Here is a 12587-nt window from a genome sequence, read left to right as displayed (position 1 = left end):
TATAACACAATGGTATTTTGCTTGTAGTTTATTGCATTTTACATGGTATTTATTGAATACGCACGTCGATGCAGTGCATTAATAAAAAGCACCACCCTATCCTCTCTACACAAGGTTTAGCTTGCGCATGGAGGACTACGGTGGCACTCTAGGTTATTTAAATAAACGTTGGGAAAATAAATAAAGGTCATTCCTCCACACCGACCAGTCATGTCCTCCGCTCTCTTCATACCAGATATGAGCCATACCCTGCTGCTGCAAGTAGTCATGAACTCCTACGCTAATATGAAGCAGATTGTCCTGATCACCACAGGAGAGCCATAACAACCTGAGGAGTGCCGACACCTCTTCCGGGTCGGGCACAAGCTGTTCTGGCGTTTTGGTGTTCGGTGCAGCGGAAAAAGCTCCGACCCAGGCGAAGGAATTCATATTATGAAGTCCGATGTTTAACGATTGACCTCCGCCCATGGATAGGCCAGCAATCGCACGATTCTCTCTATCGCAGTTAGTGGGATAATTAGAGTCAATGTAAGGGATAAGATCATCAATAAGATCCGATTCGAAGCGTTCAAAGGCTGCTATTTTCTCCGGATCAAACAGATCTCCCTCGGCTCGATCATTCGGCATTGCACGACCATTAGGTAATACAACGATCATCGGTTCAAGCAGATTGTCAGCATATAGATTGTCGAGAATGATCTGCGGTCCGCCATGATTGTACCATTCCGTCTCGTCTCCACCAATCCCGTGCAAGAGATAAAGAACAGGATACGTCCCTTCCGATGAGTACTCCGGTGGTGTATATACCAATGCTTTACGCAAATTGCCTACCGTTGTAGAGTTATATTCCACCGTCTTAATTACACCGCGCGGGATGTTCTCCCGATATTGATCAAATCCTGCTGGTGCTACAAAGTTCATTTTCCATGACTCCCTTCAGCTCAACGTATACTTTCACCTTTAGAGCTACATCTAGGCCGCCTTTTGTTAATCGACATATCCGAAACCTAGAATGGTAAACCTCTTGTCTTCATAACCTTCCGCCATTTCAATCTCAATCTTGCGCTCACTGACCTCATCCTCATTAAATAAAAGCATCGCATGGCAATGTGTCCAGTTTACTTGGTGTGGATCAGCTTGTTTGATGTATTCATCATCTACTCTAATGTTAGCGGTACCAAATTCATCACTACTGGAATCCTTGAAAATCAATATAAGACGCTTGCACCGCAAATGTAATGTAAAACGATTCCGCTCTTGCGTGCCCGTTTTGTTGTACATCCAATTATTAGGAAATAGAGGCGTGCCATAGTCATGATCATGCATCTCCGCCATCTGTAGATCTGTATCCGTATGTCGGAAAGCGCCTATTTCAATTCGTGCAATCTGATCAACGTTCTTTCGATCTAGCAGTTTAACATTTACAAAATCATTTCCAATTAACGGTTCCTTCTCATGCGTCTGTTCTTCCTCATCGGGGACAGAATGATCCGTAACCTCAAACAGATGAACAAGCGTATCGGCCATGATCCGGTGTCCCAAGTTTGTCGGATGATATATATCATGGAAATACTGTTCTTTGGTAATCACGTTGCCTTCGGCTGGGTTCTTCTGGAATTGTTCTACCAGAGCGTCCTTCATGCTTACCATGGGCAGATCGTAATGCCATCCGATTGGAGCTAGTCGATCCTGTAGATTCCAATCATTCTCGAACACGCTGAAAAGCAAGATCACCGCTGGCTTGTTATCAGCAGCAAGCGCTTTGACCACCAAGCTTTCATAACAATTCCCCTTGGTCTCGTCATCCGCGTCATTAACGGCAAACTCGATGATTAGAATGTCCGGCTGAACCTGACCATCTCGAAGTATATCCCGATCATAACGAATGATTCCAAGCTCAGAAGGTGTCCCACCCACACCGGCTTTGATCAGGTTAATCGAACCTCCGTCTGAGGGAGCATACCTATTTTTAAAATGTTCATATGAAAGATAAGCATAGCTTCGTAGATGGATGGGGATAGCACCTGCACCATGGGTAATTGAACCCCCAATGTAAGCAATATTAACCATGTCACCTGTTCTAGCTTTCTCAATAGCTCGCTTCAACCTAACATTGTTACCTTTGTTCAGTAGAGATCGTTCGATCAACTCACGATATGCCTGAGATTCAAAGTCCACCTGCGTCTCATTCGCTGATTGTACAACGCTTACAGGATCACGTGGTGCTGAATATTCTCGTTTATCATCTACGTTTCTTTCATCGTCTAACATGTTGTATCATCACGTCCTTTCTGTTCCCATCTAGCTCTTTCCCTCCGAGTGTAGCGCTCACATTCTGTAACAACAACCTGACAAAATATAGAACTTGCCTCAATATATCATTTGGATTGGGTGTCTAACAGACATGATAAAGAAAACCTATAATTTCTCATGTAAACGCTTTAATTTATAGAGTCGAACCGATGTTACAATAGGATAAACGGATTCATTAGAGGAGGTAAATCATGCAAATTACAGGGCAGAGTGCATATGATTCAGGTACGTATACCAATAAGTTTCAACAATTAGGATATAGCGAAGAAGAGATTAACACACGACTGGAGTTGACATGGGACGAACTGTTTTATGGAGATGAGCAGACACGAATCTATTACCCCATGGGTGAGGACAAAGGCTTTTTGCTTGACACAGGTAACCACGATGTACGCTCTGAGGGTATGTCTTACGGGATGATGATGGCTGTACAGATGAACAAAAAAGAAGAATTTGATCGTCTATGGAACTATGCCTACACATACATGCAGCACACCGAAGGACGATATAAACATTATTTTGCATGGCACTGTAAGCCTGACGGAACCCGGATCTCACAAGGACCTGCACCTGATGGTGAAGAGTTCTTTGCCATGGCTTTGTTATTCGCCTCTAACCGCTGGGGAGATGGCGATGCTCCTTACAATTACCTAGAGCAAGCTCGAAAAATTCTCCGTGCTTGCATTCATCAAGGTGAGAACGGTGAGGGTGATCCCATGTGGGATCCAGAGACTCGGCTCATTAAATTCGTGCCCGAAGCGCCATTCAGTGATCCATCTTATCATCTTCCCCACTTCTATGAACTGTTCGCCATCTACGCAGATGAGAGCGATCAGGCATTCTGGCAAGAGGCCGCGGCAGCAAGTCGGGCATATCTGCATACCGCCTGCCACCCTGTTACAGGACTTTCGCCAGAGTACGCCAATTATGATGGCTCACCTGCTCCCATTCAGCCTCACGGTGACTATAGACACTTTTACAGTGATGCCTATCGGGTCGCAGCAAATGTTGCGCTGGACTGGGAATGGTTCCGCAAGGATCACTGGCAAGTCGAACAATCCAATCGGATTCAGTCTTTCTTCAGCGACATTGACGTATCCGATTATCGTCGTTATACCATTGAAGGCGAAGCCTTTGACGAACCTTCCTTGCACCCTATAGGTTTGCTTGCTACCAACGCTATGGCTTCACTTGCGGCAGACGGTCCACATGCAGATTCATTTGTCCATCAATTCTGGAACACACCTCTACGCCAAGGAGAACGGCGCTACTACGACAATTGTTTGTACTTCTTCAGTCTGCTTGCCTTAAGCGGCAGATATCGGATTTATTAATTTACATCGTAAACAGAAGACGCATAAAACCCTCTGGTTTCTTTAGGAGCCAATGGGTTTTATGCGTCTTCTGAATTTTTACTCATCCTAATTCTTGAATGTCATCTAAACTGTATCATTCGAACGAAAGAATCTCCTCTTTTTCACCCCAAGTTACAATTACACTTTCGATATCTCTCCAGTCTTCTACACTACTTCTAGTTTGCAGCTGAATGACTTCATTAGGCTTAATAGAAACATGAAGTGTGTTACTAGTAGAACTGTTATTAGGGTGTAGAATATTAATCTCTACCTGTTCATCAACTGGATCTTCTCCAATGTATTGAACGGAAGGAACCTCTTCGTACTCACCCTTGGTATAAATAAGATCAATTGTAACAATCCAATGTTCTGACTTGGCTACTAATCGCTCATTATTAACTGATGTGGTGCAGCCGCATAAACCCAGTAATGAAGCAAAAAGAATCAAAATCGCTAGTCGGCTAGAGATAAGGACATCTCCTCTTTTTTTGCCCATATTATAGCATAATCCCCGCAACCATACAGTTGGTTCAGCCGACAATTCCTGTACGTTCCACACTCTCTACGAAGTATCTTTGTACAAACAAGTAAATTACGATCAACGGTAAGATCGCCAGCAAAACGCCTGTATCTTGAATCATACTTAGGTAGAAAGGGTCTGCCTTCGAAGCGCCGTCGCTGACTTGCTGAGCCAGATTGTACGGAAGAGACGACAACTGGGTTGACATCACCTTGCTGGATGTCAGATATGTGGTCGTGTAGAAGCTGTCGTTCCACTGCCAAACAAAGGAGAACAGCATCACAGTTACCATCGAAGGGATGGCATTAGGTAGCATAATTCTGGTGAACGTTCGGCCAATTCCTGCACCATCCACGTATGCTGCCTCTTCCACCTCTTTAGGGATTCCCCTGAAGAACTGGCGAAAGATGAAAATATACAACCCCGCTTTGAGTGAGTTCGCCGTAATGGCAGTAAGAATGAACGGCCAGTACGTGTTCAGCAGGTTAATGGGTTTGCCTGTGATAAGCGTTATAAGACCCATCAGATCAAAGCTTTTTAGATTAAGATAGACTGGAATCAGAATCGTTGTTGGTGGAACAAGAATCGTCAGAATTACGCCAGCAAACAACCAGTTACTGCCTTTGAATTTCAATCGGGCGAACCCGTAACCAGCAAGTGCGCATGAAGCTGTCGTTAGTAGCGTCGTTGTAGCAGATAACGAAAATGTATTAAACAGCGTTACCCAGTAATCCATGACGCGAATTGCTTCCTTGAAATTGTCCACGGAGAAGTTCTGGGGAATCCATACAACGACTGCTGAATACAGATCTCCCTTATCCTTAATGGACGTTGAAACTTTCTGAAATATAGGAAAGAGGATGACAAAAGAGAGTCCGGTAATTAGAACAAAACGGATGATGGACCACAGCCAGCCCTTCCAATGTTCCAATGATAATAATCGTGAAGTCGTCACACTGAACCTCCTCCTTTCTAATCTTGATAGAAGACACGTTTTGAAAAAATAATAGATACAATGACCAGAATAATCGCAATCGCTAAGAAGTAGACCCATGCCATAGCAGAGCTTAGACCAAAATCAAATTTAACGAAGCCAGTATCCCGGATTAGTTTTGTCATGGCGTTATTGGCAAAAGAATCAATGATCGTATAGATTGCATTAACGAAGATTAGCGGGCTGACCATCGGAAACGTGATCTTCCAGAACGCCTCGTATCCGGTTGCACCTTCCATCTTAGACGCCTCATAGAGTTGAGGAGAGATCGTCTGAATACCGGCTAGAAAGATCAAAATCTGTACACCAGATTGACTAACAATCTGATAGATTCGATCTACGGCACTGCTTAAATAGGTGACAACCCATTCACTTACTCCTGCATCAAGCATCAGGTTCTCCAATTCGAAAGTCCCCAGCGAGCTACCACCTGTACTGCTTTGATTAACCGCATCAATCAGGCTTGTGCTCTCCAGTGTCATGATCACACCTGATGCAAGAATGACCGGCAAGAAAAAGATCGAACGCGCTACCGCTCTACCTCTGAATTTCTGGTTCAGGATAACCGCAAGGAACAAACTAAAGATGACAATAAGCGGCACGTTCACAAGTACATCTGTCACCGATTCGATGAGTGCCCGGTTGAAGCTCGTATTCACGGTCAATGCCTGAATATAGTTGGCAACCCCAGTGAATTGAATTGCGATCCCTTCTGCATTCGCCTGAATTGTGCTCAGGCTGTACCTTAGGGAAGCCAGCAACGGGACGAAGAAAAACAAAACAAATCCAACAAGCCAGGGAAGCACGTAAATCATGCCCCACATGGCTTTCTGCTGAGCATACGTACGACTTCCCCATTTCCACTTCAGGAGCGTCTTCAGAGCTGCTCACCACCAGTCACATAACTTTGAGCTTCCACAGTATGGTTCTCAACTTCCACAGGAAAGTCGTTATAATTCACGATGACGAATCCGCCGCCCTCATACGTTGTCTGAAATACACCTTCTGAGACGGGTTGATGCGTGATCATCGAACGACCTATAAACGGCAGGTTTGCCTGATTAACCTCTCTGTACATTTCTGCTGCCAGGTCAATCCATTGCTCATAATTCGCCGCATAGAGATGATCAAAATCAGTCTCTTTCACCACATGATTGGGCGCATTAAACCAAGCGAAATATGGACTTGCACCATATTCAATCAACTTCAGCACATACTGTCTTGCGTTCGTATATGTCGATAGATTATAAGGCGAACCGGTATAGCTGATACTTCCGTGCATGACAAGCTGAAAGAACGGAATCTCTTCATCCTCCAGCTTGAATCGGCTGCTAGTCATGGGAGCATCTGTCAGACCTGTGACATAAGGAAGTGCATAAGCATTCCCTCCCTCGGCAACCACGGAACCAGCCTGCTGCTTGATCTGTTCAAGTGCTGTAGTTACCCTGCCCAGCACCTCAGTTCGATCCATCAGCTTCTTCGGATTCATGTCACTATTTAATTGTTCTGCCAGATCTGACAGGGATAGCCCCTCCGTTTCAAGCGGTTTAAACGAACCGAGCATTTTATCCGTTACATTGCCCAGTAGATTCGGAGAGAGAATGTATGAAGGCGATCGATCCCGGTTGGGACGTTGGATTGCAAGATTCATCGGATAAAGCACCGCCGGTTGCTGGGTTAGCGTGCGGGACGCCTCTCTGGATGGTTTGAATCCACCCTTAGAATGCACGTTTAAGACTGCAACATCTGGATAAAATCCAATGCCGGCATCGCGAGCAAACGTGCTGAATTCACGCATTGCTTTTTGCCCGCCGATGGCTCCGTCGACTTGAATTGAATCCGGTATTCGGTGATGAATTCCTCCGTTAAGCCATCCTGCATAACGAACTTGAATATTAGCAACATCCTTCTCCATTAACGTAGAGAGTATCTTCTCTGCTTCGTCGAAAGTGGTTAACGCCTGTGTAGAATCGTAAGGAATGCCCAGCATATGCTGTCTTGTTGTTATACCTCCGAATAGTTTGAGATAAAAAGGGATGCTGTCCTGTTCCTTGCTAGCTTGTTCCTCAGGCACCCCGCCAGTTCGTTGCAAGTAACTTCGATACACGGAGGCAAGACCCGAATAACTAGCCTCTTCTGCACCTACAAAAGCATAACGAACGACAAAGTCAGATACCGTCGGCTTCTCCTGGAATTTCGGAAGTGTTCGTACCATATCACTCGCCTGTAGTGTAATATCGCTCTTGTTTACCACGTAGAAACTTGGATATACGTTGTTGTAGCTATTCAGCTTGCCACTGATATCCGCGTTGACAACAGCAACGGCATCCCCTTCCTCAATAATGCCTAGAAATGCCCCTCTGTCCGAATTAATCCAAAGACCGGCAATCTTGCTTTGGTTTCATTAGAACTCGCTTCCCGCAGTTTCATCGTGAGATCCGGCCCATATATATCCTGCTGATAGGCAGGGTATAACGTCTTCCCATTGTTAAAATGAATCAACGCTCCTGAGCCGTCGGGAACCAACATAGAGCCCTCTTCACTTGTACTACCTGCACCGAAATACTCCAGCACAGATAGGCTGTTAATTGGATATTCCTCTGGAAAATGAATGCCCGAGGCAGGTACCCGTACCAACAGATCCTGTCCGTCCAGCTCATATTCCATCGTAAGCATGAAGAGTCGTGGCCCACTTCGTTCCTGCTCGATGCCATGTTCCGCATGGTCTTGCACCAGATCCTCTTCCGTGTATCCGGCTTCATCAAAAGCTTTCAAGGCTCGGGATAACTGCAACCCTTGCAGCGCTTTATCATTTCGAACATAGACGCCCTCGTCCTTGTCTTCTGCATAACCAATCTTCAGGGCTCGTTCCCCAACTTTGTCGAGCTCAGCGAGTAAGTCTTGCTCGAAACGTTCTTTGCTAATCTTGACTGGCAAGTCTTCGATCGAACGCTCGGTACTCCCAAACTGATAGTGAACCCGTACACCATTTGGCAATGCTTCATAGCTTATCTGCTTATGTCTGACACTATCGGTATAAGAGTTCACAGTACTGCTCTGACCAAGACTGTTAAAGAAGCTGAGCCTGGTTTGCGACGATAAAAGATCTTTGTTAATCCCTGCTGCAATCGCATCCTGCTCTCGATCTGTCGGATTGCTGCGCCAGATTTGCCCACTTTCCCTATGAATAACTGCTATTTCGGCAGTCTCCTCATGAATGAACAGTTGTAACGCTTCATTTTGGGCAATCCCGAGCATGCCTTGTAGACGATCATCACGAAAGGAGGATTTTAGTTTTTCTCCGGGAGGCAGGGAAGGTAGATCAGCCTGATCAACGGCATTCGCACTCACTTGGGTTAATGGTGAGGGAGAGAACTGACAACCGCTGAGAAGCAGGCTGCTTATGAGCAGCATTCCAGTTATTTTTTTGACTACGGCGTATTTCATTGCATGTTCCCCTCCCTTAGCCCCGAAGTACTAATTCCTGATAGATAGTCACTGCAAAAGATACGATCTGCTGTACGAGACTGAAGAATAACAGGCACAAAAATGCCATGAATGCCATAGCTACAAGTGTTAGGAACATGGTGAGTATCGTTTTGGCTGGCGTATACTGGTGAACCGTCATATTGCCCACGAATAACAGGTACACCGTCCAGACAATAGCAATTGCATTAGAGAAATAATAAAAAGCGGTTTCCTGTACAGAGATGACAAGACTCAGCCAGATCCATGGAAAGTGAATCAACAACAATGGTACCAAGGCGAAGCATGTAGACATAAAAATTTCGGAGAACTTGCCTTCCCCATCCATCAGTGTCGTTAAGGACCAGTTCGCAACGCACCAGAACAGCACTGGAACGATGACATATACCATTTCAAGCAGACTGTTTAGACGTTTCGGATTGTTAAAATTGATTAGAAAACCACTGTACTGTGCATGCAAAATCTTAGTCATAATCAAAAGCAGCATGATCACACCTGCAATCAGCAGTGTCATTTTCTGATTCCGCTCATATTTCAGTTCCCAATACCCGTCAAACGGATGAAAAATGAGATGCAGCGGATATTGGTATAATTGCTTACTTGACGCCAGCATTCGTTGTCCTCCTTTTCTGCCTACGAACAATCATGACGGTGACAAGCGAACCTACCGCTAGGAATAGTCCGGACATCATCCATGAGAAATGCTCACGCATCAGCTCTTTGCGGAACAACAGAAACGCTTTGGAATAACCAAGACGCTCCATGCTACGCTTGAAGTATTGTGCAGAATCTGCATATTCCTTCTGGCGAAGCAGAGCTTTGCCGATGCCGGCATAGGCATATTCCAGATTGGCGTTCATCTCGGCAGCTTTGGCAAACAGCAACGACGAATGATCTTCGTCACCGTTATAATAACTGCGCACCGCATCGTGTAATGTACGCCCATACTCGGTCGTTTGAAAGACAGTGATTTCACCAAGTGCTTTGTCCAGTACAAGGATCCTCTCCCCAGCACGCTCAAGTGCAACAGGTGTATTAAATTGTCCTTGACGATTACCAATGCCACCAAAAATATGGAGCAGATAACCGTCACCATTGTAGGTGAAGACTCGCCCTGTATTCGCATCTAGCACGGAGTACATGTCACTGTCCCCCACGTCAACATCAATCAGTCGCGATGGCCCTGTCTCAGTGGTGTACATCATATCTCCTTGAGGTGGCTGGTAGCCTTCTCTGCGCAAGATATCCGTTCCTTGGGCATTCAGCTTCTTAATTGGATCCTTGCCACGATCTCCACTTGTAGCATAGATGAATCCCTCTTCATCCATATCCAGATTCGTGAACTCGGTTGGCGTGAACATGACCATCTGACTCCGCTGCTCACGAGTTGCAAATCGTTTCCACAGATACTCTACCGGGTCAACCTGAACCCGATTAGCTCCGATAAATGAGGAGAACGTGCCATCTGCGTTAAACTCCATGAATCCGTCAAAGACACCTTCAGCCATGACGTAAATGCGTTCCCCTTTGTCCATGACAACCCGTATAGGCTTAAATTGAAAGTCTGCTCGTAACAGATCTGATTGCGGTTCAGCTACAATTTTGACCAGTTGCCCCTGTTCATCTAGATGTATCACACGTTGATTATCTGAATCCGCCACTAGCAAATGCCCTTTATCCGTGACGTATAGCCCTTGAGGGTTATTAAAATGGTCTGTCTGCCCTTCCCGTTCAAATGAATCGATCACCCTAACGAGCTTGAAGTTACGATCCATCTCAATGATCCGTCCGTTGCCCGAATCCAGCAGGAAGACCCGCTGATCGGCTGTAACATGCAGGTCGCTCGGTTCTTTGAACGCATCCGTGTTCAGCTTCCTGCCCGTAATGATTGCCGTTGCTTCATATGCGGCTGGAGCAGGAACCGCTTCGCCCCAATAGGAATAATGATATGCGTCTGACGTTCCGTCTGCGTTGACTAGAGGTGCCCCATGCCCGAACAGCAGGAGGCAGACCATGCCTATGATGATCCATTTTCGTTTCTTCCTTGTGCTTGCTTGCACCTAGCTGCCTCCTTTCTAGTCCTTCATGCCAGAAGTGGCCATCGTCTGCATAACACTGCTCTGGGAGATGATGAACAAGGTGATCGGTACAATCATGAGCAGCAGGGCGACAGCAGCACCGACCCCTGCCCTCGCAATCCCCCTTGAACAATCTGACTGAGTGCATAATGAAGCGTTTTGAGATTCTCACTATAAATGAAGCTTCCGCCATCGGTTCCCCATAGTGCAGGAAACTGCAAAATCATAAGTGTAAGCCAAGCAGGCTTCACATTGGGCATTACGATGCTCCAGAAAATTCGATATTCATTGGCTCCGTCGATTTTGGCTGCCTCGAGCAACGCATCGGGAATCTGCTCCATGAACTGTTTCATCAGGAACAATCCCAGTGAGAATGCAAGTGAAGGCACAATAATGGACGTGTGTGTGTTAATCCAGCCAAGCCATGACATCACCATGTAGTTGGGAATTGCAGTGACATGTGGTGAGAACATCAGTGACAAGATGACGATGGTGAACAACACTTTGGAGCCAGGAAAACGATATTTGGCTAGCGGATAAGCTGCTGCAGAAGCCAGAAGGATATGCCCTGCAGTTCCGACCAGCGTAATAAGCAGTGTATTAGCAATGTACCTGGATAACGGTACCCATGAGTTGCCCATAAGATTAATTAGATCTGCAAAGTTCTCCGTTGTCGGATTATTCACCCAGAAGCGAGGTGGGAAAATAAATAACTCATCCAGTGGCTTGAAGGCATTGTTCACGGCATAGATGAGCGGAAGTACCATAAATGACCCGAACAGAGCAAGCAGTGCGAATAACATCAAGCTGACGGTAAATGACCGATTGAGTTTCTTTGGCATACCAAAGGCAGCCCGTACCTTGCTGGTCATTGTCATTCACCTATCTTTCTCAGCATTTTTTGCGTTAGAACGTTCGTCCCCAGCATCAGTGCAAACAAGACGGTAGCGATTGCCGAGGCGTATCCCATCTCGAAGCGAATCGTACCAAAGTCCATCAAATGAGTGACAACGGTATGCGCAGCATAGTTCACACTTGGGAAACCTGCTAATGCAATGGAGATCTCTGCTACTGCGAACGAAGCGGTAATCTGCATGACTGCCCCAAACATTAACTGTGGTCTCATCGAAGGCAATGTAATAAACCAGAGTTCCTGCCACCGGTTCTTAATACCGTCCACAGTGCCAGCTTCTACTAGAGAACGATCGATGGTCTGAAGCCCTGCAATAAAGGCTAGAAAGCTAGTACCTAGACTAAGCCACAGCTGTACAATGATGACGATGGCTAACACGTATTTCTCATTAGACAGCCATTGAACCGGCTCCAGTATGATGCCAAGCCGCATCAAAAATCCGTTCATATACCCATAACTGTCACCAGAGAAGATAATCAGCCAGATGAAGAAGACATTGCCCGATATCGAAGGTGCATAGAATACCAGCGTCATCACTGCCCGAATTTTGGGTGACAGCTCATTAATGATCCAGGCAAATAAAAAGCATGCAATATAACTAACTGGACCCGTGATAACAGCAAAAAGCAGCGTGTTTTTGAGTGCGATCAGAAATACGTCGTCATTTAAGAAAAGGCGTGAGTAATTCTGCCAACCGATAAATCGCGGCAACTCCAACATATTGAAGTGAAAAAAGCTTAAGCCGAGCGAAATACCGACCGGAATGACCGTAAACATAAAAAAGATCAACATGAACGGTGCCATCAAAATATAATAGTGCCTGCTGAGATATAGATCCCGTTTAAGCAGGGTCCACCAGCCGACGTGGCGCGCTTGGATGGCAGGAGCGGCGGCTGTCTTGGTTGTTTTGGCTTGCAACCGTTACCCT

Annotated in this window: 9 protein-coding genes and 2 pseudogenes; 1 reads left to right on the top strand and 10 read right to left on the bottom strand. The window is 45.8% G+C overall.

Annotated elements, in window-relative coordinates; genetic code table 11:
- Positions 1–153: 153 nt before the first annotated feature.
- On the bottom strand, positions 154–921 hold the full coding sequence (locus DMB88_RS14060) for an alpha/beta hydrolase (RefSeq protein ID WP_128101843.1): 768 nt from the start codon (positions 919–921) through the stop codon (positions 154–156).
- Positions 922–987: 66 nt separating this feature from the next.
- Positions 988–2271 (bottom strand): SGNH/GDSL hydrolase family protein, encoded by a 1284-nt coding sequence (locus tag DMB88_RS14055; RefSeq protein ID WP_128101842.1) that lies wholly within the window; start codon positions 2269–2271, stop codon positions 988–990.
- Between the two features lie 233 nt (positions 2272–2504).
- Between DMB88_RS14055 and DMB88_RS14050 the strand changes: the two genes are divergently transcribed.
- Complete coding sequence (locus DMB88_RS14050) at positions 2505–3647, top strand: family 8 glycosyl hydrolase (protein WP_128101841.1); 1143 nt, start codon at positions 2505–2507, stop codon at positions 3645–3647.
- A 115-nt stretch (positions 3648–3762) separates the two neighbouring features.
- On the opposite strand, the gene DMB88_RS14045 is transcribed toward DMB88_RS14050, so the two are convergent.
- The 8 genes and pseudogenes from DMB88_RS14045 to DMB88_RS14010 all read right to left on the bottom strand — a co-directional run bounded on the left by DMB88_RS14045 (position 3763) and on the right by DMB88_RS14010 (position 12577).
- Complete coding sequence (locus tag DMB88_RS14045) at positions 3763–4164, bottom strand: hypothetical protein (RefSeq protein WP_128101840.1); 402 nt, start codon at positions 4162–4164, stop codon at positions 3763–3765.
- A 34-nt stretch (positions 4165–4198) separates the two neighbouring features.
- Positions 4199–5143 carry a carbohydrate ABC transporter permease gene (locus tag DMB88_RS14040; RefSeq protein ID WP_128101839.1) on the bottom strand — a complete coding sequence of 315 codons (945 nt, stop codon included), beginning with the start codon at positions 5141–5143 and terminating at the stop codon, positions 4199–4201.
- 17 nt (positions 5144–5160) lie between these two features.
- Positions 5161–6006, bottom strand: a complete 846-nt coding sequence (locus DMB88_RS14035) for a carbohydrate ABC transporter permease (RefSeq protein WP_128101838.1) — start codon at positions 6004–6006, stop codon at positions 5161–5163.
- Positions 6007–6059: 53 nt separating this feature from the next.
- Positions 6060–8440, bottom strand: a pseudogene (locus DMB88_RS14030) (DUF5696 domain-containing protein).
- A gap of 205 nt (positions 8441–8645) precedes the next feature.
- Positions 8646–9281: a YIP1 family protein gene (locus DMB88_RS14025; RefSeq protein WP_128101837.1), complete on the bottom strand. Its 636-nt coding sequence runs from the start codon at positions 9279–9281 to the stop codon at positions 8646–8648.
- Positions 9265–10728 carry an NHL repeat-containing protein gene (locus DMB88_RS14020; RefSeq protein ID WP_254438566.1) on the bottom strand — a complete coding sequence of 488 codons (1464 nt, stop codon included), beginning with the start codon at positions 10726–10728 and terminating at the stop codon, positions 9265–9267. The genes DMB88_RS14025 and DMB88_RS14020 overlap by 17 nt, the downstream gene beginning before the upstream one ends.
- 15 nt (positions 10729–10743) lie before the next feature.
- Positions 10744–11618 (bottom strand): annotated as a pseudogene (locus tag DMB88_RS14015) (carbohydrate ABC transporter permease).
- A 2-nt stretch (positions 11619–11620) separates the two neighbouring features.
- Positions 11621–12577: a carbohydrate ABC transporter permease gene (locus DMB88_RS14010; RefSeq protein WP_128101836.1), complete on the bottom strand. Its 957-nt coding sequence runs from the start codon at positions 12575–12577 to the stop codon at positions 11621–11623.
- Positions 12578–12587: the final 10 nt, after the last annotated feature.

The sequence above is a fragment of the Paenibacillus sp. DCT19 genome, from assembly GCF_003268635.1.
Lineage (GTDB): Bacteria > Bacillota > Bacilli > Paenibacillales > Paenibacillaceae > Paenibacillus.
Note: the sequence above shows the minus strand (reverse complement) of the source record. Positions and strands in the feature narration are given on the sequence as shown.

Excerpts from the sequence above, each read along its gene's own strand:
- DMB88_RS14060 (WP_128101843.1), bottom strand. The coding sequence starts at position 921 with ATGAACTTTGTAGCACCAGCAGGATTTGATCAATATCGGGAGAACATC.
- DMB88_RS14055 (WP_128101842.1), bottom strand. The coding sequence starts at position 2,271 with ATGTTAGACGATGAAAGAAACGTAGATGATAAACGAGAATATTCAGCA.
- DMB88_RS14050 (WP_128101841.1), top strand. The coding sequence starts at position 2,505 with ATGCAAATTACAGGGCAGAGTGCATATGATTCAGGTACGTATACCAAT.
- DMB88_RS14045 (WP_128101840.1), bottom strand. The coding sequence starts at position 4,164 with ATGGGCAAAAAAAGAGGAGATGTCCTTATCTCTAGCCGACTAGCGATT.
- DMB88_RS14035 (WP_128101838.1), bottom strand. The coding sequence starts at position 6,006 with ATGTGGGGCATGATTTACGTGCTTCCCTGGCTTGTTGGATTTGTTTTG.
- DMB88_RS14025 (WP_128101837.1), bottom strand. The coding sequence starts at position 9,281 with ATGCTGGCGTCAAGTAAGCAATTATACCAATATCCGCTGCATCTCATT.